Genomic DNA, 21,786 nt, shown 5'->3' with positions numbered 1-21,786 from the left:
ACGGGGCGAATGGACTCAGCCATGGCGATTGCAACACCGTCCACGCAGGATGCCGAGGATGTGGGGGTCCTGTTGCTGGATGCCCAGGGGGCGCTGCTGATCATGGATGACAGCGCCAGCCGGCTGCTGGGCCTAAGCGAGAGCGTCGCCGCCCTGATGCCCTCGCCCGGGCTTTTTTCCCTCAGACCGCTGACATTTGACCAGCACCTGACCCATGCGCGACTCAAGGGGAACTGGTATTTCCAGAGTACGTCGGCCAACGGCGACACGCTGAGCGTGACCCTCGACTACAAGGCCCGACAATCCACCTATCTGGTGAAAGTCCGCCGCGCCGAACCCGTTCACGTTGCCGAACAGGATTACCGCCTGGCGTTCCATTCTGCCGGCACCGGCCTGGCGTTGTTGCGAATGAGCGGTGAGTGGATCGCCGCCAACCGAAGGCTATGCCAGATGCTTGGCTACACCGAAGAAGAACTTCGTGCCACCTCCTTCCAGCGTCTGACGCACCCGGACGACGCCGATATCAGCAAGGATGAATTGCAAAGGCTCATCCAGGGGCACCGCACCAGCCTGACCCTGGAAAAACGCTACATCCGTAAAGATGGCAGCACGCTGTGGGCACGCCTGACCCTGGGCATCGCCCGTAACGCTGATGCCCAAGCGCTTTACTTCGTATCGCAGCTGGAAGACATCAGTGAGCACCTCGCCTTGCGCCAGGCATTGTTCAATAACGAACAGAAGTACCTCTCGCTGGCCCAAAGCTCACAAAACATCATCCTTCGCTACAATCGGCTGGGACAGCAGATCTATGCCAATCCCGAGCTTGAACGCGCCCGAGGTTTTCCCAACACTCACATCACCGAACGCGTCTCGACGCCCAATCAGCTCGATGAGTACTTTCGCACGCAGGTAGAGCTCACGTTATCGACCGGCGTAGCGAACACGTTCCTGCTGGAAAACAAGGACACGCATTCCCGTCGATCCATGGATTTCCTGTGCAACCTGACCCCGGAGCATGACGAAACAGGGGAGCTGTGTGGGGTGCTGGTCACCGCCCAGGACATCAGCGCATTACGCCGGCAGGAACGCGCCGAGAATGCGCGCTCCGCCATTTTCCAGAAGATGGTCACCCACGACACGCTCCTTGAGGTGCTGCCCCTGCTCGGCGCCTACCTGGATATTCTGACCCCCGAGTTGCACAACGCCATGGCGTTCAAGGCTGTACCTGGCGACGATTCCGCTGGCACGCCTCCTACGGATACGTCCTCGATCGTAAGCTGCCTGGCCGACGATCTTGATCGACGTCCCGAGCTGTTCGGGCACCACCACTTCATCGCTGACTTGAAAAGCGATGCCCTGGGCCTCGCGTTCAGCCGGCCCGCCTTGAAGGCAGGCTATCGAGGTTGCTGGGTTGAGCCGGTGATCAACAAGACCGGCGGCACCATGGGCGTCATCCTGTTGTTCGTCGTTGGCGACGCCCAACTGAGCGAGCAGGACCGCAAACATGCACGAATGGCCAGTCATATCGCTGCCATCGCCTGGGAGCGCTGCTCGGCCCACAGCCACCTGGCGCAGAGCGAACGCCGTTACCGCGAAGTCTTCGACCATTCGCAAGACATGCTTTGCCTGCTCGCCGTGGATGCCGAGCAGCAACTCAGTTGCCTGGAGGCCAATCCAAAGCTGTGCGAAATGCTCGGCAAAAATCATTCGGACATGATCGGCCAGTCGTTGGGCCAGTGCCTGGAAAAAGAAGCCGCAAGCATTGTCGAGGCGATCTGCCTGCACTGCATCGCCGTGGGAGCCCCCATCGAGCTGGATGCCCACCTGCCCTGCGGCCAGCGCTCACTCGTCGTCCATTTCAACCTGGTCCCCGTAGCCGATTCAAATGGGCGCTTGCATCGCCTGGTGTGCATCGCTCGCAACATTACCGACATCCTGGAGGCCCAGCGCAACGAACTGGCCCGGCAGCAGGAGATCGGCACGCTGGTCGAGAACTCTCCGGATGGTATTGCACGACTGAGTCGAACCGGAGAACTGCTGTTCGTCAATCCCGCCCTGGAAGCCTGGCTGGATCGCCCGCAAATCGACTTGCTGCGCAAGGATCTGCTCGAGATCCTGCCGAAGAACCTGCAAAGCCAGTTATTCCATGCAGCCGTGATCGAAGCCGTGGAAAAGGGCCAGCCCCTGGAGCATGAATTTGTGCTCACCGAGCAGCATCGACTGCAGCGCGTCTATCACATCAGTCTCGTACCCGAGCAGGACATCCAGGGAAAGATCGCCACCGTGCTGGCAGTCGTTCGCGACATATCGCAGTTGCGCCTGGCTGAAATGCGCCTGGCATCGCTCAACAAGCAACTGCGCCAGTTGATGTCCAGTCGGGAAAGTGCGCGGGAAGAGGAGCGCAAGCTCATTGCGCAGGAAATCCACGATGAGCTCGGACAACATCTGACGGCAATACGCATGGGCACTTCGCTGCTGCGCTTCCAGTACGGCGAGCAATTGCCCCAGCTCAGCGAACAAGTGGCACGCCTGCTGCAACTGATCGACCAAACGGTGCAGGTGGTCAGGAACATTTCCACCAGCCTGCGCCCCTCCATCCTCAACATGGGCATCGTCGCGTCATTGGAATGGCTGACCGACACGTTCAAGCAGCAATGGGGCATCGACTGCAACCTGCAGGTTCCTGCGCAAAAAATCCATTTGGACGATGCCAGCGCAACCGCTGCATTTCGGATCGCCCAGGAGTCGCTGACCAATATCGCCCGACACGCCGAAGCCACTCGGGTCGATATCACGTTCGAGCAAGGCGAGAACGGCTGGTCACTGGAGATCACCGACAACGGCAAAGGCTTCGAGCAACGCGAACAATCAACCCGGACCCTCGGCTTGCTGGGAATGCGCGAACGCGGCCTGACCCTGGGAGGCACTACCACCATATCCAGCAGCCCGGGCAGCGGTACCACTGTCCAACTGCGCGTACCTGATTCAAGGAGTCACGACTCATGATCCGTTTAATGGTGGCCGACGATCACACGATCATGCGCGAAGGCCTCAAGCAATTGTTCGCGCTGGTAAAGGACATCTGCGTGGTGGCGGAAGCGGAGAACGGAGCCCAGGTCCTGGAGCTGTTGCGCCATACCGAGATCGATGTGCTCCTGCTCGACATGACCATGCCCGGTTCGAGTGGCGAGGATCTGATCAGCCGTATCCATGCCCATTACCCCAAACTGCCGATGCTCATCCTGAGCATGCACAATGAAGCCCACATCGCCCAGCGTGCCCTGCGTGCCGGCGCCTCGGGCTACATGACCAAGGACCGCGACCCGGAAGCGCTGTTGGCCGCGATCCGCAAGGTGAGCACCGGCGCACGTTACCTCGACCCACAACTGGCCGAGCAGATCGCACTGCAAAGCAGTGGCGTGACACCCGAGAACGCCTCGCAGAGCCTGACCTCGCGTGAGTTCCAGATCCTGCGCATGCTGGCCCAAGGACTGAGCGTCAACCAGATCGCCGAACAGCTGGTGATCAGCAACAAGACCGTCAGCACCCACAAGACTCGGCTGATGGAAAAGATGTGCTTTGCCACCAGCACCGACCTGGTGCGCTACGCCTTGAATGAAGGGCTGGTCTGAACACCTTGATCAGGGCTGATGGCCGCGGACGCCAAGGATGGCCGAAGCGATCTGTTCCAGGGGCAGCTCGCGCTCGACCGCGCCCAGCTTGAACGCCTCGCGCGGCATTCCATACACCACACAAGACTCTTCGTCCTGGCCCAGGGTCCTGGCGCCGGCATCGCGCATTTCCTTGAGGCCACGAGCGCCATCGTCCCCCATGCCTGTCATGATGATGCCCAGGGCGTTGCTACCTGCGCTGCGTGCGACCGAACGGAAGAGTACATCCACCGAAGGTCGATGCCGGCTGACGGGAGGCCCCTGGACAATATCCACCTGGTACTGGGCACCGCTGCGCTTGACCAGCATGTGAGTGCCTCCCGGCGCAATCAGCGCACGCCCGGGGATGATGCGGTCGCCCTGTACCGCCTCGCGGACCTCGATCTCGCAAACATGATCGAGGCGTTCGGCGAAGGCGGCGGTAAACTTCTCCGGCATGTGCTGCACCACGACAATGCCTGGACAGACCCGCGACAGCCCCTGGAGAACCTGTTCCAGGGCCTGGGTGCCGCCGGTGGAAGTACCGATGGCCACGATGCTTTCAGTCGTGCGCGCCATGGCCACGGCCCCAGGGGACAGGATCGCGTCAGCACTGAGCCGAGGCGGTACGTCGGCAGGCGTCCGTGCACCCACCCTGCGCCGCAGGTTGGCCTTCGCTGCGCCCCTGACGGCCTGGACCAGTTCATCCGCACTCTCAGTCAGGAACTGTCGCAGGTTGGACTGTGGCTTGGTGACGATACTGACTGCACCGGCCGCCAATGCCTGCAAGGTGGTCTTGGCGCCCTTCTCTGTGAGCGTCGAACAGATCACCACCGGCGTAGGCTTCTGCGCCATCAGCTTTTTCAGGAAGGTAATACCGTCCATTCGTGGCATCTCGACGTCCAATACGATGACATCAGGCCATTGCCTGTTCATCTTCTCCATGGCGTACACCGGATCGACGGCAACGTCGATAACCTGTATCCCGCTGGCCTGGTTCAAGGTCGCACTCAACACCTGGCGCACCACTGCGGAATCATCAATGATCAAGACCTTGATAGCCGTCATCTGAGATTACTCTTGGGCGATTCGAATACCTTGCGTACCGAGTCGGCATGATGGAGTTGGAGGCGTCCGCTGCCCACATCGAACACCAGGTGGCGATACCCTCGGCCACCTACGTGATAGGCCCGGCACTGCAATCCATGGTCCTGGATCAAGCGCCTGGCGGCATTGACGTTCTGCTGGCCGATCCCGGTAGCGTCACCGCGCTCTACTCCGGGAAACATGTCGGCCCCGCCGAAAAGACTCACTTCGAACTGCTCGGGCCGGGCCCCCGCCCGATGGATGCATTCGAGCAACAGCACCAAGGCATCCGTAGCGTAACGGCCGTTCAGGTGTCCGGCGCCGCGGCCGCCCCGCCGAGGCAACATGAAATGACACATGCCGCCCAACAAGCGTTGCGGGTGCCAGAACACCAGGGCCACACAGGACCCCAGCACCGTACACAAGCGCATCTGGCGTCCTCCGAACGCCACGTCGCCGGGCTGCAGGAAATACTCGATCACCTGAACCATCTCAAGCGTCCGGCTTGCGGTAGATCGAGGGTTTGACCAGGTGCAATTCGTCGCTGATGCCATTCAGGCTTTCCGAGTGACTCACGATGAAATAACCCCCTGGCCGCAGATGCTTGCTCAAGCGCTTGACCACCTCGGACTTGGTCTGGTTATCGAAATAGATCATCACATTGCGCAGGAAGATCACGTCGAACTGCCCCACCGAAGGCAGTGGGTTGTTCAAGTTGATCGACGTGAAGGTAATCCGTGACGCCAACGCGCGGTCGACCATGAAGATGCCATTGTTGCTGCCCACGCCCTTCAGGCAGTACTTGTTCAGCAGCGGCTCGGGAATACCGCGGATACCATCCAGTGGGTAGCGTCCGCTCCGGGCTTTTTCCAGTACCCGGCTGCTGATATCGGAAGCGAGGATCTCCCATGGCCGGGTGCCCAGACTGTCAGCCAGCACCATGGCCAGGGTGTAGGGTTCTTCCCCCGTGGAGCAGGCACCACTCCAGATGCGCACCGGGCCATTGCCACGCAGCTCGGCGAGCACCACGTTGCGCAGAAAATCGAAATGCTTGGGTTCTCGAAAAAAATAGGTCTCGTTGGTGGTCAGCAGGTCCACCGCCATTTGCAACTCGGCCTGGTCCTTCATCAGCAAACGGTAATAGCTGCCGTAGGTGGTCAAGTTGAAAAACTGCAGGCGCTTGGCCAAACGGCCGCTGACCAGCTGCTTCTTGGCAACGGACAGGCTGATTCCGGCAATCTCGTGAATCATCGCCCGAAACTGCTGGAACTCGTTGTCTGATAGGACGGCATTCATGCTTTCGACCCGCCTTCATCGATGCTCGAAGCAAGGAGTGCCGACCAGTCATTGCGACTGAGCAGATGCTCGATGTCCAGCAACAGCACAAAACGATCACTGAGCTTGCCGACCCCCACTACGAATTCAGGACTAAGGCGTCCCTGGAGCGCCGGCGCCGGCTCGATCTGTTCGGCCGGGATCTCCAGCACTTCGCTGACGGCGTCCACGATGATGCCCACCAGGCCGGCGCCACTGCTGCCGTGGATCTCCAGCATGACGATGCAGGTGCGCGGATTTTCCAAGGTCTGGGCCCCGCCGAAACACAGGCCGAGATCCAGCACCGCAATGGCCGCCCCGCGCAGATTGATGATGCCGCGAACCTTCTGCGGCGCCATCGGCAACGGGGTGATCGGACCGTATTCGACAATCTCCCGGACGCATGGGGTACCGACCGCAAACATCTCCTGGCCGACGCTGAAGGTCAGGTACTGCTGGGCTGCCGTCCCTTGGGCCGATGGGCGCGACGCAGATATGGACATGGTTCACTCCTCGGGGCCCACCGCAGGCGGCAGCCCCCTCTCAAGACAACGTAGGCACGCCTGAGCACGACGGCTCAATGCAATTGGCTGGCGATCTCACGGACACACAGCACCTGGTCGATCTGAAGCACAGTCAGGAACGCCCCTCGTACCTTGACCATCCCTCGAATGAAGTCTTCACGGATCCGGTTTCCGATCGCCGGCGCGGCCTTGACGTCCGCCAGTTCGATTTCGATCACCTCGCTCACCGAGTCGACGACAATGCCCAGTACGTGGGGTTCGCCTTCCTGGGTCAGTTCCAGGATAACGATGCAGGTCCTGCTGCCTCGCTGCGTGGCGCCCTTGCTGAAGCGCGCCTGCAGATCGATCACCGGGACCACCGAACCGCGGAGATTGATCACCCCGCGGATGAAATCGGGCATCATCGGTACGCTCGTCACCTGGCCGTATTCGATGATCTCGCGCACGCACAAGGTATCGATTGCATAGACCTCCCTGGCGGACACGAACGTCAGCAATTGCAGGAGTTCGCTGTCGCACGGACTCTGCGGCACGTACTCGAAATGGCTCAAGGCTGCAGCGTCCATGTCTCAACTCCCGAAGCGAATGAAACCGCCTTCCTGGGCATGCTCGCTGCTTTGCAGGCCGCCCAGACCGGTAGCAGAGGCCCGTGGTACGGCAGACACCGCCACCCGCCCCTGCAAGGTGAAAAAGCCCATCAACTCCTGTAGCTGTTCGGCCTGGCTGCTCATTTCCTCGGCGGTGGCGGCCAGCTCTTCGGAGGCCGAGGCGTTTTGCTGAGTGATCTGGCTCATCTGCGACATGGCGGTATTGATCTGCTCGGAGCCGATGGATTGCTCTTCGGATGCCGCCGCGATCTCCTGGACCAGATCGGAGGTCTTGGTGATCGAGGGCACGATCTCATCCAGCAGGTTGCCGGCCCGTTCAGCCAGGGCAACACTGCTTTTGGCCACCTGGCCGATTTCCTGCGCCGCGACCTGGCTGCGTTCGGCGAGCTTGCGCACCTCAGCGGCGACAACCGCGAAGCCCTTGCCATGCTCGCCGGCACGGGCCGCTTCGATGGCCGCGTTGAGCGCCAGCAGATTGGTCTGATAGGCAATCGAATCGACGATCCCGATCTTCTCCGCGATGGTTTTCATGGCCGAGACGGTGTCCTTGACGGCCTGCCCACCCTCGCTCGCTTCCTTGCTCGCCTTGCCGGCCATGCCATCGGTCACTTTGGCGTTCTCGGTGTTCTGCGAGATCGACGCCGACATCTGTTCCATCGACGCTGACGTTTCTTCGACCGACGCCGCCTGCACCGAAGCCGATTGGCTGATGCTCTGGGCCGTGGCGGAGATCTCTTCCGAAGCGCTGGACAGCGAATCGGCGGAACTGCGAACCTCGCCAATGATCTGCGAGAGTTTGCTCACCGTTTCGTTGACCGCATTCTTCAGGTCTTGCAGGCTGCCCTGGTAATCACCCTTGACGCTGCGGGTCAGGTCACCACCGGACAGGGCCATCATGACCTCCATCGCCTCGCTGAGGGGCGCGACGATCGAGTCCAGCGTGCTGTTGATCCCCGCCACGATGCGGCGGAAATCCCCTTGGTGGCGAGTACTGTCCGCACGGGTATCGAGCCGACCGACTACCGCATTCTCGCTGAGCATCTGGGTGTCTTCGATCAGCGCCTGGATGTTGCTGCGCAGTTGCTCGATATTGTCGTTGATAAAGGCTTTTTTGCCGGGGAACTGGGCCAGGGGCGCCGACAGGTCGCCTTCGCCGAAAGAGCGTATGCAAGCCATGGCCTGTTTTTTCACGCTGATATGGCCATCGACCATGTCGTTGATGCCTTGGGCGATCTGACGGTAGGAGCCTTGGAATCGCTGTACGTCGATGTGCACATCGATGTCGCCTTTCTCATGCTCGTCCGACATGTGACGCATCTCTTCGATCAACGCCATGATGGTGCTGCGCAGATGTTCGACGGTGACGTTAATGAACGCCTTCTTGCCGGGGAAGGCTTGCAGGGGCGCCTGCAGATCGCCCTCGCTGATCGATTTGATGCAGGCCATGGCTTGCTTCTTGACGTTGATATGCCCGGCGACCATATCGTTGATGCCTTGGGCCATCAGCCCATAGCTGCCAGCGAAGCGTGCCGCATCGATCTGCACGTCGATGTCGCCTTTGTCGTGCTCCGCGGACATGCTGTTCATATCGCTGATCAACTGGTTCAAGGTCCCGCTCAGGCGGTCCATGGACCCCATCAGTCCGGTACGCTCAAGGCCGTTGCCACTGCCTTGCACATCCAGCTGCCCGGCCACGAACCGCTCCGCCAGCCGGCGTACATCGTCGGGCTCGCCACCCAATGTGTGAAGCAGCCGGCGCACCAGGAAGAAGCCGATCAAGCCGATGGCCAGCAAGGTAGCACCACCGACCAAGGCAATGCTGTAGATCGCCGTCTGTTCGGTCGATGCCGCAATCGCTGCATTTTTTTCCCCCAGGTCCAGGTTGTGCTGGCGGATATCGCCCAGGGCCGAAGTCACCTTTTCACGTGTCACGTCCAGGTCGAGCAGCAGACTACGGGCTTCAGGGGCCGCGCTCCTGAGGGCATTGTCGAAACGTTCCGCCCCCCGGTTGTATTCGTTGACTGTGCTGCGCAAGGCGCTGAGCAGCGTGGCGTCACGATCGTCGGAGACGAACTCTTTCTGGTACCGATCGAGTGCCTGGAGTACCGACTCCCTGTCACTTTGCTGGGAACCGCCGACAGGTCCGGACAGGCTCTGCCATTGGCGACTGTGGCTCTGCGCCAGGGCCAGGGCCACATGATCCAGCAACTGCAGGCTGGGCACAGTGTTGACTTGTGCATAGCTGGCGGTGCTCCTGACCCCACCCATCAGATAGAGACTGAGACTGACGAGGATCAGGATGCCCAACAGAGCTGAGGCGACCAGCAGCGAGATATTCTTTTTAACGGTCATGAGCTGTACTCCAGGGAACACTATTGAGTCAATTCAGGGCTGAGGGTCGTACCGTGCTTCTGCTGGCTGGCGACTTGCCCGAGTAGTTTGGGAATATCCAGGATCAACGCTACCGCTCCGTTCCCCAGGATGGTGAAGCCGCCCAGTCCGTGAGCTGTACCGAAAATCTTGCCCAGCGGCTTGATCACCGTCTGGAACTCCCCCAGCAATTGATCGACGACCAGGCCTACCCGCATCCCCGCGTAATGCACCACCACGATGTTTTCACGGCCATGGTTGGGCTCATCGATGGCGAACATCTCGCGCAGACGCAGCACCGGAAGCACCGCACCTCGCAGGTCGAGGAATTCCTGGTTGTCGCCGTCATCGGTCGACAGCTCGATGCACTCCTCGACCAGGTCCAGGGGCACGACGTAAGAAGCGTTGCCGACTCCGATCAGAAAACCATCGATGATGGCCAGGGTCAGCGGCAGGCGGATACGCACCGTGGTGCCCACGCCCTCTTCGCTTTCCAGATTGACCGAGCCGCGCAGCGCGACGATGTTCCGTTTGACGACATCCATCCCCACGCCGCGCCCGGACAGGTTGCTGACCTGATCGGCGGTGGAAAAGCCTGGCTCGAAAATCAGATTGAGAATGTCGCCGTCGGCCAGCTGTTGCCCTTCGGCAACCAGGCCGCGCTCCATCGCCTTGGCCAGGATGCGTTGCTTGTTCAGGCCGCCACCGTCGTCACTGACTTCAATGACGATGCTGTTGGCCTCGTGATAGGCGTTGAGGCGAACCGTACCCTGCTCTGGCTTGCCACGTTCACGACGCACATGGGAGGCTTCGATTCCATGGTCCATGGCGTTGCGCACCAGATGGGTCAGGGGATCGCCGATGCGCTCGACCACCGTCTTGTCCAGCTCGGTCTCGGCGCCAAAGACGTGCAAGGCGATGTCCTTGCCCAGCTCCTTGGAGACATCGCGCACCACCCGCTGGAAGCGGTTGAACGTGGCACCGATCTGCACCATTCGCAGGGTCAGGGCACAGTCGCGCACCTCCTCGACAAGGCGCGAGAGCGAGCTGGTCGCTTCAATCAACTCGCCGATGCCGCTCTGGATGGCCCCCAGGTTGGCGCCAGCGCCGGCGATGATCAGCTCGCCCACCAGGTTGATCAATTGATCCAGTTTGCCGGCGTCGACCCGAATCAGATTACCTTCGGCCGGACGGGCCTCTTTTGCCCCCCGGCTCTTGGTCGCGTCATCGCGCGCCATCTGGTCTGGCACCTCGGGGGCCACCGCAACGACCGTCGACTCGCCAGAAGACGAACTGGCCAGCCAGGCTTCACGGGTGACGGAACCGCAGGCGACGAAGGCCTCGACCATGGCATCGGGCTCAGCATCGAGACGGCCGATCAAGGCCCGGAAACCGGCCAGGTCGCCGTTGCATGGCAACACGCAGATCCGGCTGCCCTCGCGAACGAAGTCGAAGGCCCCTTCGATGGTGGCCTGGTCGGCATCACTGACGAACCCCAGCTCAAACCCCAGGTAACAGGTTTCCGGATCCATTGCCGCGATATCCGGCATGCCCTCGGTGATACACACGACAGCGCTGATTTGCCCGAAGCTGTTGAGGTAGCGCAGCAATGACAGCGGATCCATGCCGTTGCGCAAAACGTCGGGACACAGGCGAAGGGACACATGCCAACGCGCGACGCAAGCCGATTGCGGCGGTTCGACCGTTGCCAGGCACTGCACCGGTTCCGGACAGTGCTCCAGGTAGCGGTCGAGACGCTCGACCAATGCCGCTCCCTGCCGCTCGTGCTCTGCTGTCATGCCTTGCAGGTCGCCGTGGCTGGCAAGCAATTCAATGAGCGTGCACAAGTGGTCCCGCACTTCGAGGAACAACGCGCTGAGCGACTCGTCCACCCGCAGCTCATGTCCGCGGACCCGATCCAGTACGCTTTCCGCGACATGGGTAAAGGCCACGATCGGCGTGAAGCCAAACAGGCCGGCAGACCCTTTGATGGTGTGTGCGACGCGAAACAACGCGTTGATGGTGTCGGCATCATCCGGGGCCTGTTCGATCTGCAGCAGCGCGTCTTCCATCAGGAGCAGAAGCTCCTGGCTTTCGGCGATGAAGGTCTGTAGCACATCGTCCAGATTCATGGGCGAACTCATGGTTTCAACCTCTCTGCTGACGAGGCGTGGCCGACTCGTCGAAAAAGCTGTGCAACCCGCTCATATCCAGTGCATCAAGCACCGCTGTGCTGGGATTGCTCAGCAGCAGGCTGGAACCGTGGCTCAGTGACGCCTGCTTGATCAGCACCAATAGCTGGAGTCCGGCGGTATCGATTTCGTCCACACCCCCAAGATCCATTTCGACTTCATGGGCCAAGGGAAACAGTTCCAGCAACAGGTCCTTGCGTTCAGCGGCGGTGTAGATGGTCAGGGGACCCTCGAGCACCAGGATCCGACGCAGACAAGCCGTGGTGTTTGTCATGACAACCTCCTTTCCAGGGACTCTGGCGGCGCTAAGGCATGATCAGTTTGGAGACGGCACCCAGCATCTGGGCCGGCTGGAAGGGCTTGACCATCCAAGCCTTGGCACCGACGGCCTGGCCCTGCTGTTTCATGGCCTCTGCGGTTTCGGTGGTCAGCATGATCACTGGCGTGAACTTGTAGGCCGGCAGCAGTTTGGCGGCCTTGATGAAACTCAGGCCGTCCATGTTCGGCATGTTCACGTCACTGACGATCAGGTGGATCTTGCGGCCGTCGAGCTTGGTCAGGGCGTCGCGACCGTCGACACCTTCGATGACCTCGTAACCGGCGCCCTTCAACGTGATGCTCACCACTTGGCGAATGGAAGCAGAGTCATCGACAATCAGGATGGTTTTGCTCATGGGAAACTCCCTAGAAAAAAGTGATCTCGGATGAAGGGCTGCTCACCACAGGCTTTCCGTGATGGATCGCGTGTTGTTCAGGCATCGTGTAGGTGCTTGCCAATTGCTCGAGCCAGCTCTTGGCGATGATCGGGGCAGGTGTTCCGCCGGCAAGGGCCAGTTGCTGGCGTTCGGCGATATGCGCATGCAGTTTGCTAAGATCGTTGTTGACCAAAGAAAGCATCTGGCCGACCCGGTCCTGGAACTGCAGGGCGACCAGTACCCCCGATATCTCGGTCGCAACGTTTTCGCTTTGCTGCTGAAGACTGCTGCTGGTATCGACAATGGCCTGGGCGTTATGCCGAAAGTGCTCGATCACCTGGGACACCAGTTGCTCGGAATGAGCCAGGGTGTGTGAATCCTGCTGCGCCTGATGCCGGGAAAGCTCGACGGTGCGAGAGATCGCAGCGTTGACGGTGTTCACCGTTTCACTGATTTTCTGCCCCGTCTCGCCGGATAGACTCGACAGTTTGCGCACTTCATCGGCCACCACCGCGAAGCCACGTCCGGCATCCCCCGCCCGCGCCGCTTCAATGGCGGCGTTGAGCGCCAGCAGATTGGTCTGCTGGGCAATATCCCCGACGAACTTGGCCATTTCCTGCAACTGCGAGGTGAAGTCAGAAAGGAGCAAGACCTCCTTGAGTTCCGACTCCTTGCGCAAAAGCGCGTCACGCAGGGCAACCATGATCGAATCCAGGTCCCGCTGACCGACCTCAAGGATATCCAGCAGACGTGCGCCCGAATTCTGGCCTGCGCCCTGGGACGCGGAAGCACTGATCTCCCCCGACAGCGTCGCGAAGCGGTGACTGAGCTTGAGGATCGACTCCTCGCTGAGGATGCGCGCCGCATCGATCTGGTGGCTCCAGATCGGCAGCACCTGCGCACAGACCTCACCCAATCCTTCATCGGGTGAAACGGCCAGCGGAAGGTGACCTGGCAGATCGCCTTGCTGGGCGTGCAAACGGGTACTCACTAAGCGCTTGTTCCACATGCCCATGAACAGCGAGCCCAGCAGGACAAAAGCGCAACTGACTGCGCTTGCAGGGGTGAGGTCCGCGCTGATCAGTATCGCGGCGCAACCGAGCGCTGCCGTCAAACCCGCAGGCAGCATCAAGATCAGGGGGGAAGAATCTACCTGTCCTTTCACCTTCATCTCTCCAGTTCAGTGCGGATCCGGCGGGATCCGGCGCAAGAACATCCAGCCTTGGGATGCCCGGTTCTGTTGGCCTGAAGAGATGATGGCCAAGTAATAGCAATGAAACTATCGGAGCATCCTGATTTACCACTAAGGATTGCGGTTGCGCCGTAGGAGAATTCCTACGCGCCCCGGACACTCCGGAAGAAAAAAACCAGCGACAAGCGCTGGCAAGGAAACCCAGGTTCGTACCGCGTTAGCCAAAGCGCGTCTCGCGGCCTTGCACCTTGGCGCCCCAGAGCGCTTCGAGGTTCTTGAAACCCCAGGTTTTCTCCGACTCGAAGCTGACTATCCTGTCCTGCCCACAGGCCAGATCAATGCATTCGGGCGGCAGCGGTGTGCGACTCGACGCCGAGAAGAAAACCTTCACCATGGGCGTGAGCAAACATTCGTGATGCTGTTCCATGACCACCGCCAACCTGTCGCTTTGGAGTCGTACCAACGCGCCCACCGGATAGATACCAATGCATTTGACGAAGGCGTGAAACACTTTCTGATCGAAGTGCCCTGTCCATCCGGCCATTTTCCGAATCGATTCAGCGGGGCACCAGCGATCTCGATAAGGTCGGTCAGACGTCACGGCGTCATACACATCACAGACGGCTGCCATGCGCGCGAACAGGCTGATCTGGGTTCCGCATAATTTATGGGGGTAGCCGCTGCCGTCCACTTTCTCATGGTGATGCAGACAAACGTCCAGCACCCGGTCAGTGAAGTACCTGCTTTGCCCCAGCATCCTGGCTCCAGCCTCAGGGTGGGTGCGCATCGTCGTGTGTTCGTTGTCATTCAAAGGAAGTGGCTTGGCCAGGATGGCCGCAGGTATCGCCATTTTGCCCACGTCATGCAGCAAGCCAGCCAGACCGGCCTCTTCTACCAGGAGCGGCGGTAGATCCAACTGGCGTGCCAGACCAATCATCAACCCGCAGACGGCTACGGAATGCATGTAGGTATATTCGTCGGCAGTTTTGAGGCGCACCAGACTGAGCAGTGCGTCAGGATGGCGTAACAGGGACTCGGATATCTCACCCACCATGTCCGTGACACGATCCAACTGAACGATCCGCCCCATCCGTAGCTCGCCGAACATCTCCATGACCGCGGCCTTGGAGCTGGAACAAAGTTCGGCCGCCCTTGACAACTCTTCGCTCATTGCCGTCCTCGGACGTGGGCAGACGGCTTGTGCGCAAGATCGGTCCGACGCACATGAGGGCTGCTGTCCGCCTTGCCCCGCTTGCGCATTGGTTTCAGCACACGCAGAAACCTGTACGTCCACCCCCTTGGACAGGTCGATCCATGCCCCAACGATGCCCGGAACAAGGATCTTTTCCAGTACCTCTTCATTCTGGATGAGAAAGCTATTGTTCCAGAACGGACGCTCCATACAGGAACCGGTTAGCTCCTGGACAAACATTCCTACGCAAAGATCGGCCACACCGATATGTTTCAGCACGATCCAGATCCCCTCTCTGTCCGCAACCGCCCTCCCTGAATTGTCCGAATGCGATGACCAAGCGTGATATGGCTTGGATAGGCATCAAGATGCCGCCCTGGCCCTTGAATGATAGCTATGAGCCACCAACCAAATAATCGGAGCAATCTTATTTAGGGCTAGGAATCACGGATGCGCCTGTAGGGATTTTCCTACGACAGTTTCGAAGTACTGCTGGGGAGGGCCCCTCTCAAATTGCGCGCTGAAAAGAGACCGAAGTCAGGTTTCATTAGACCACTACACTTGTCACCTGCCCGCGTTACGCGGACAGATGCACTAATCGCGTTTTGAGTCGGCTTTGACGCCAGCGCCCTCCCACATGAGTTACTTGAACAGAATCTGCAACGCTGGGAAAACGAAAACGAGCCAAAGTCCCGTCCATGGCAACCGGCTTAGATCGCCAGCCCGGCGATGCGACCCTCGACCAGTTGCAGATAATTGCCCAACATATCCAGCCCTTGCTGCGTCATCACTGACTCGGGGTGAAACTGCAGACCATAGATCGGCAGCTCACGATGTCGCAGCGCCATGATTTCGCCAGGCTGGCCGTTTTCATCCAGCGCATGGGCCGTAGCCACCAGTTCGTCGGGCAAAGCGCCGGCCACGAGCGAGTGATACCGCGCCACTTCCAGACAGTCAGGCAAACCGTCGAACAAGTCACGGTTGTCGTGACGGATGCGCGACACCTTGCCGTGCAGCACCTCTCGCGCCCTGCGTACCTCTCCGCCAAACGCAGCAGTGATGCATTGATGGCCCAGGCAGATACCCAGTATCGGCAAGCGGCCCGCAAAGTGTTTGATGGCGGCCAGCGAAATACCCGCCTCGGCAGGCGAACACGGCCCCGGCGAGACAATCAGCGACTGCGGTTGCAGTGCTTCCATTTCTGCCAGGGTGATCTGATCGTTGCGCCGCACCTCGACATCGGCACCGAGCATGCCCAGGTACTGCACGATGTTGTAGGTGAACGAATCGTAGTTATCGATCATTAAGTGCATAGGCCACCTCCTGACGTTGGGCCAGTGTTTGGCAGCGGCCCGCCGCAACCCGCATCAACTGGCTTTTCTCGATGGTTTCCTGCCACTCGCGTTCGGCGACTGAATCCTGCACAACGCCGGCGCCGGCTTGCACATAAAGTCGCGCATCCTTGAGCAGCCCGGTGCGAATGGTGATCGCCAGATCGGCGCGACCGTTCCAGTCCAGATAACCGATGGCACCGCCGTATACCCCGCGTGCATGCGGCTCAAGTTCGGCGATGATCTCAAGCGCACGCACCTTCGATGCGCCGCTGAGCGTGCCGGCCGGGAAAATGCTTTTGAACAGTTCCAGACCACTGACGTCGTCGGCTATCTGGCCGGTGACCGTCGAGACGATGTGCATGACGTGGGAGAAGTATTCCACTTTGAGCAACTGGCTTACCTGCACACTGCCTGTATTGGCCAACCGCCCGAGGTCGTTTCGCGACAGATCGACCAGCATCATGTGTTCGGCGATCTCCTTGGGATCGGCAAGCAGCTCTTCTCTGAGACGGTTGTCCTCGGCCACCACGCTGCCTCGCCGCCGAGTGCCGGCCATGGGCCGCGTCGTCACCGTTTGCTCCTGCTGGCGGAACAGCATTTCCGGAGAAGCGCCAACCACCTGGCAATCCCCCAGATTCAACAAGTACCGGTACGGTGTTTGCCCCAGATCCGACAGGGAGCGATACAGCGCCACGGCATCCTCCTCGAAAGGCAGGCTCATGCGCTGGGACAATACCACCTGCATTACATCGCCTGCGGCAATGTAGTCCTTGATCCGCGCCACCGCTTCGATGAACGCAGGTTGCGGGAAGGCAGATTCGGCGGCGGGAACAGTCACCTCGGCCACATGCGCGCAAGGTGCCGGTGCTACCAACAGGGGGCGCACATTGGCAACCAGACGATTGAGCCGATCCATGCCACTCTGATAGTCGCCCAACGTTTTCGGGCTTTCATGCACGATGCACCAGGCCAGCCGTTCGCGGTGGTCGAACACCACTACATCGGTGCTGATCAGTTGCAAGACGTCAGGGAGATGAAAACCGGAAGGCTTGCGGGGTACACGGCGCAGGCGTGGCTCAATCAGCCGGGTCGTTTCGAACCCGAAGTAGCCGAACAGCCCACCGCTGAACGGGGGCAGGCCGGGACAATCCGGTACGCGAAAGTGCTTTTGCAGCCGGGCCAGTTCCGCCAGTGGATCTTCGCAGTCAATCCGCGTCGACAATTGGTCGTTGCAGTAACGGCGCACGACACCTTCATCCAGTTCAATACGCTCATTGCACGGCAAGCCGATCACTGAATACGCCTGCTCGAACACACCGTCGTGCCAGTGCCCGGTTTCGAACAGATAATCCTGCCCGCAATTGGCTAGCGCCTGGTACAGCGAAAGCGCTTCGACGCCGACCGGCAACGGCAGGCTTTGCCACAGCGGTATATAGGTGTACCCGGCTTCACCGAACGCAAAAAAATCTTCCAGACTCAACATCCCTGTGTCTCCTGAGCATCACCCGGCGCTTATTTGAGCGGGGTAGCAGCAAACGCCGGAAGTTTCTCGATCTGTTCGGAATACGCAGCGAGCGCGGCATATTTTTCGACGTCGACCAGATGCGGCACACGAAACTGCGTGAAACGCCAGGCGGCGGCTACCGTCACGTCAGCTTGGGATATCTGTTCCGTTGCCAGCCAGAGAGCATCGCGTTTGTTCGCTGCTGCTTGGTCCAGAAGTTCCAGCGCGGCACTCAGTTGTTCGGTAATACGGGTTTGCCAGGGTTCATAGTGAAACGCCTTCGGCTTGTTGTATTCATATTCGAGCGTCACCGCTTTCTCACACACGGCCAGGCCTAGTCCGATGAGCGACAGCACCTTGCGATACTGTTTCGGGTCTTTTGGCAGCAAACTGAGTTCCGGGCCGACCAGCGACTCCAGATAATCAATCACCATCGAAGAGTCCGTGATCATTTCACCGTCATCGAGAATCAACGTCGGTGCCTTGATGACGGGATTGATGGCGCGAAACTCTTCAGTGTCGCGAAATACCGAGATCTGCTTGTGTTCATGGCTCAAGTCCATCAGGCGCATCGAAATGGCCACGCGCCGAACATAAGGTGATCCCATCATGCCAACCAGTTTCATATCTTTCTCCTGAGTTGTTAGAACTTACCTGTCAGATTTTCGAAAACTCGACCCTTGCTCCGTAGAACAAAGAGGCGCGCTCTGAAACTGTTTCAACATCGCCTGTAGTAAGGAACGAGTTGCTACCGGGTTTAGCGCTGGAAAAACGCGGATTGCTTTGCAGATACTCCGTCAGATTTTCAGCGCACGCACGGGACTGGGACAGAATCCGCACCGAGCCCGGCAACTCTGCCCGCCACAGTGGCTCAACGAGGGCGTAATGGGTGCAGCCCAATATGCAAATCTGTGGAACTTGCGGGGTACTCACCAAGAGCGCATCGACGTGTTTACGTATTTCGACCCGCAACCGCTCTGTCGGCGCGTCTTGCTCAATCAGCAAGGCGAGACCGTTACAGACTTGTTGATACACCGCTGTAGCTGGATTCCGTTTGTTAATTTCCGTGGCAAAAATATTGGAGTCCACCGTATGCTGAGTGGCAAAAACCGCCACACTCGCGACAGCGGCATCTGCCGCCTCTTCGGCTACCGGTGTGACGACTCCAATCAACTCTCGATCCGGATAAAACGCTGGCAGCCATGACTGCTTCAAATTGCGCAGACTGGTGGCCACGGCGGTATTACAGGCGATCACGACCAATGAACAACCGTATTCGAAAAGCCGGGCAACAGCGGCCAGGGTGAGATCGTAAATATCACCCGATGCGTTGTTGCCATAAGGCGGGTTGCCATGATCTCCCAGATAGACAAAGTGTTCGTGTGGCAATGCAAACTCAAGAGTACGCATCACCGTCAATCCACCACTGCCGAAATCAAATACGCCAATCACATCGAACCTCGCTTGAATGCTGGGTAATGCCGGGTACTCACATTTATTTAAATAGTCGTGGCAATTGCAGTGGCGACGCCGATGTACAAAACGCCCGTCACCACACTCATCTGGCGCTTTGTCTTGAATATCTTCGCTGCGTGCCGGGCCAGGAGCATGTACATGGCGTACACCGATGTGGAAATGACAATGGCGGTCGCAATCAAGGCGATGCACTGCGGGACATAAGGCAAGTCTTTATTGACGAAGGTCGGGAACAAGATGATGTTCGTCAGAATGCCCTTGGGATTGGTAAATGAAACGATCACAGCTCCGGTGAACATTTGTAGCGGCGTGCGCTTGCTGGAAGTGGCCACGGCAACTTGTGTATGCGAGCGCAACGACTTCAGCGCCAGATAGAGTAAATAGACCACACCGATCCATTTGAGCCAGAACAGGATTCCGGGGTTTTTGCTGACCAGCAAACCCAGCCCCGACAGCACGATAAGGGCATGTCCCCCGCTCGCCAGGCCGAAACCGATGGCCCCAGGAAATGACTCCTTGAAACCGTGATCCAACGCCTGCGCCATGGAGAACGCGACATTCGGCCCCGGGAGGATTGCCGCTGAAAGAAAGACCACGCAAAACAAAATCCAGAGCTGAAAATCCATGTTGCACTCTCTCCGTGAGATCACCCTGACTGAAGGCGTTCGTCGGGGTCTTGATGCCCGTTTATCGGTGGATCAGACGGGGGTCCCTATCCACTTCGGCAGAAACGCCTTGATCCACGCTTCAACCGCTGAGTCATGCCGATGCCAGCCCGCGGTATGTTCGTGGGCTGGCCTGGAGCCCGGGGCCTTGAGCCGTTCGGTGCCAAGGGACGACCAGCGATCGATCGTTTCGTAAGTGACTTCCGGGTGAAATTGCAGCGCGTAGGCGTTGTCGGCATAGCGGTAGGCCTGAACCGGAAAAGTCGTCCCCGCCGCCAGTTGCACGGCGCCCGTTGGCAAGTCGAAGCCCTCGCTATGCCACTGATAGACATGATCCGGAAAAGGAGCGCTGGCATCGGCGGTGATTTCGTGCGCCGCGGCGAGCGGAGTGATCGGGTAATAACCGGCTTCGATGCCGCCGTTGTCCAGGCCGTAGACCCGCGACCCCAAGTGGCGGGTCAGCATCTGCGCCCCCAGACAAAGCCCAAGAAACGGTTTGTCTTCTTTCAGGGGATGGGCCAGCCAGTCGATCTCTTCGCGGATGTAGGCATCGCTGTCATTGGCACTCATGGGACCGCCGAAAACCACCGCCCCGGCGTGTTCGCGCATGTCCTGCGGAAGCGGCTCGCCGAATCGCGGCTTGCGGATGTCAAGCTCGAATCCCAGTTGCTCCAACAGCTGGCCGACGCGGCCCGCCGTAGAATGTTCCTGATGCAAGATGATCAGGATCTTCCTTGATTGATCCATTGCACAATTCCATGTTGCGAAGGGTAGCCTGGTGGCTGACCGGTTCAGATCCCAATTCAGATCGACGCTTCGAAAGGAGGACTGCCGACCCACAGTTCTGCGAAATTCTGCGCCGCCGGACCAGGCCCGAGAATGCGATCGAGTTCGGCCGTCTGAAGTCGCCGATGAAAATCGGCGTTGTGGTCGAAACGATGAAACAACATGACCATCGCGTGGGAAAACTGCACATCCTTCCACACCTGCTTCAGGGCAATGTCGGAATAGGACAGCAGCAGGTCATCCTTGTCGTGTGCATAAAACCGCTCGAAAGCGCGAGCAAGAATGTTGGCATCGGACACCGCGAGATTAAGCCCCTTGGCGGCAGACGGCGGCACGATATGTGCGGCATCTCCGGCCAGAAACAGTCTGCCTTTCTGCATCTTTTCGGCAACGAAACTCCTCAGGTGGACAATGCTCTTCTCGATAACGGCGCCGCCGTTGACTTTCTCGGGTCGGCCTTCGATACGAGCTTGCAAGAGATCCCACATTTGCGCGCCAGACCAATTGTCGGCCTGTGCGTCAGGCGAACATTGCAGGTAGATTCTTGAAACGCTGGGCGAGCGCATGGTGAACAACGCGAGCCCGGACTCGTGGCTGGCGAAGATGACGTCCCTGGAAATGGGCGACATTTCAGCCAGCACCGCCAGCCAGGCGAACGGATAAGCGTGCGAGAAAAACTTGAGGGAATCAGCGATATATGGACGACAAATACCGTGGAAACCGTCACAACCGACGATGAAGTCGCAATCGAGCACCTGTTGTACGCCGTTGAGTTTGAACGTCACTGAAGGTGTATTGGCGTCGGCATCATGAATCTGCACATCGGCAGCGTCGAATAATAGTGAATAGTCTGTTTTCAACCGCGCAGCAATCAGATCCTTGATGATTTCCTGTTGGCCGTAGATGGTGACGGTACGACCGGTGAGTGCTTCAAAATTCAGTTCGCGTGTCGCGCCCTCATAATGAAACTGCAACGTAGAATGCACCATGCCTTCAGACGCAATTCTCGAACCGACACCACTCTCAGTCAGAATCTTCACCGTTGCTGGCGTGATTTGACCTGCGCGACTACGGCCTTCTACATACTCTTTGGGACGACTCTCGACGATGACATTGTCGATACTCATAAGAGAAAGAAGTTGCCCCAACATCAATCCGGCCGGGCCTGCTCCTACGATTGCAACCTTTGTCCGCATGG

19 protein-coding genes and 1 pseudogene are annotated in these 21,786 nt (G+C 59.2%); 2 read left to right on the top strand and 18 right to left on the bottom strand.

The features are described from left to right. The first annotated feature begins 21 nt into the window (after positions 1-21). Positions 22-3,006: a sensor histidine kinase gene (locus BLP99_RS02990; protein ID WP_256327597.1), complete on the top strand. Its 2,985-nt coding sequence runs from the start codon at positions 22-24 to the stop codon at positions 3,004-3,006. Then, the gene (locus BLP99_RS02985) at positions 3,003-3,632 is read left to right on the top strand and encodes a response regulator (protein WP_072394525.1); all 630 of its coding nucleotides are present in this window, start codon (positions 3,003-3,005) and stop codon (positions 3,630-3,632) included. The genes BLP99_RS02990 and BLP99_RS02985 overlap by 4 nt, the downstream gene beginning before the upstream one ends. Positions 3,633-3,641: 9 nt before the next feature. Here the strand turns inward: BLP99_RS02985 and BLP99_RS02980 are convergent, their stop codons facing one another. From BLP99_RS02980 to BLP99_RS02895, 18 genes and pseudogenes are all read right to left on the bottom strand, one after another. Beyond that, positions 3,642-4,718 (bottom strand): protein-glutamate methylesterase/protein-glutamine glutaminase, encoded by a 1,077-nt coding sequence (locus tag BLP99_RS02980; RefSeq protein ID WP_072394524.1) that lies wholly within the window; start codon positions 4,716-4,718, stop codon positions 3,642-3,644. Beyond that, positions 4,715-5,227, bottom strand: a complete 513-nt coding sequence (locus tag BLP99_RS02975; protein WP_072430469.1) for a chemotaxis protein CheD — start codon at positions 5,225-5,227, stop codon at positions 4,715-4,717. The genes BLP99_RS02980 and BLP99_RS02975 overlap by 4 nt, the downstream gene beginning before the upstream one ends. A 1-nt stretch (position 5,228) precedes the next feature. Continuing rightward, the gene (locus tag BLP99_RS02970) at positions 5,229-6,032 is read right to left on the bottom strand and encodes a CheR family methyltransferase (RefSeq protein WP_072430468.1); all 804 of its coding nucleotides are present in this window, start codon (positions 6,030-6,032) and stop codon (positions 5,229-5,231) included. Next, positions 6,029-6,553 (bottom strand): chemotaxis protein CheW, encoded by a 525-nt coding sequence (locus tag BLP99_RS02965; RefSeq protein WP_072394517.1) that lies wholly within the window; start codon positions 6,551-6,553, stop codon positions 6,029-6,031. Before BLP99_RS02965 ends, BLP99_RS02970 begins: the two co-directional genes overlap by 4 nt. Positions 6,554-6,627: 74 nt before the next feature. Continuing rightward, positions 6,628-7,140 (bottom strand): chemotaxis protein CheW, encoded by a 513-nt coding sequence (locus BLP99_RS02960; protein ID WP_072394515.1) that lies wholly within the window; start codon positions 7,138-7,140, stop codon positions 6,628-6,630. A gap of 3 nt (positions 7,141-7,143) precedes the next feature. Then, positions 7,144-8,685: a methyl-accepting chemotaxis protein gene (locus BLP99_RS26740; protein WP_410000431.1), complete on the bottom strand. Its 1,542-nt coding sequence runs from the start codon at positions 8,683-8,685 to the stop codon at positions 7,144-7,146. 869 nt (positions 8,686-9,554) lie between these two features. Further along, positions 9,555-11,684, bottom strand: a complete 2,130-nt coding sequence (locus tag BLP99_RS02950) for a chemotaxis protein CheA (RefSeq protein ID WP_072394511.1) — start codon at positions 11,682-11,684, stop codon at positions 9,555-9,557. 16 nt (positions 11,685-11,700) lie between these two features. Continuing rightward, complete coding sequence (locus tag BLP99_RS02945) at positions 11,701-12,018, bottom strand: STAS domain-containing protein (RefSeq protein WP_072394509.1); 318 nt, start codon at positions 12,016-12,018, stop codon at positions 11,701-11,703. Positions 12,019-12,049: 31 nt separating this feature from the next. Further along, entirely contained in the window at positions 12,050-12,418 is a 369-nt protein-coding gene (locus BLP99_RS02940) for a response regulator (protein ID WP_072394506.1), read from the bottom strand. 10 nt (positions 12,419-12,428) lie between these two features. Continuing rightward, a pseudogene (locus BLP99_RS26560) lies at positions 12,429-13,031 on the bottom strand (methyl-accepting chemotaxis protein); the annotation flags it as partial. A gap of 817 nt (positions 13,032-13,848) precedes the next feature. Further along, positions 13,849-15,102: a cyclic di-GMP phosphodiesterase gene (locus BLP99_RS02930; protein ID WP_092179656.1), complete on the bottom strand. Its 1,254-nt coding sequence runs from the start codon at positions 15,100-15,102 to the stop codon at positions 13,849-13,851. Positions 15,103-15,533: 431 nt separating this feature from the next. After that, entirely contained in the window at positions 15,534-16,136 is a 603-nt protein-coding gene (locus tag BLP99_RS02925) for an anthranilate synthase component II (protein WP_092179786.1), read from the bottom strand. Continuing rightward, positions 16,117-17,565: an anthranilate synthase component I family protein gene (locus BLP99_RS02920; protein WP_256327596.1), complete on the bottom strand. Its 1,449-nt coding sequence runs from the start codon at positions 17,563-17,565 to the stop codon at positions 16,117-16,119. Before BLP99_RS02920 ends, BLP99_RS02925 begins: the two co-directional genes overlap by 20 nt. A gap of 104 nt (positions 17,566-17,669) precedes the next feature. Beyond that, a complete protein-coding gene (locus BLP99_RS02915) occupies positions 17,670-18,287 on the bottom strand; it encodes a glutathione S-transferase family protein (protein WP_053144506.1) in 618 nt (205 codons plus the stop codon). Between the two features lie 31 nt (positions 18,288-18,318). Then, positions 18,319-19,113, bottom strand: coding sequence for a glutamate racemase (locus BLP99_RS02910; protein WP_072458472.1), 795 nt, complete (start codon positions 19,111-19,113; stop codon positions 18,319-18,321). A 47-nt stretch (positions 19,114-19,160) separates the two neighbouring features. After that, positions 19,161-19,763 carry a LysE family translocator gene (locus BLP99_RS02905; protein ID WP_072394494.1) on the bottom strand — a complete coding sequence of 201 codons (603 nt, stop codon included), beginning with the start codon at positions 19,761-19,763 and terminating at the stop codon, positions 19,161-19,163. A gap of 72 nt (positions 19,764-19,835) precedes the next feature. Then, positions 19,836-20,549, bottom strand: coding sequence for a glutamine amidotransferase (locus tag BLP99_RS02900; protein ID WP_053144501.1), 714 nt, complete (start codon positions 20,547-20,549; stop codon positions 19,836-19,838). Between the two features lie 56 nt (positions 20,550-20,605). Further along, positions 20,606-21,784: a 4-hydroxybenzoate 3-monooxygenase gene (locus BLP99_RS02895; protein WP_072458473.1), complete on the bottom strand. Its 1,179-nt coding sequence runs from the start codon at positions 21,782-21,784 to the stop codon at positions 20,606-20,608. Positions 21,785-21,786: the final 2 nt, after the last annotated feature.

This window comes from Pseudomonas sp. NFACC32-1 (assembly GCF_900101215.1).
Lineage (GTDB): Bacteria > Pseudomonadota > Gammaproteobacteria > Pseudomonadales > Pseudomonadaceae > Aquipseudomonas.
This window is presented reverse-complemented; position numbering and strand designations above follow the sequence as displayed.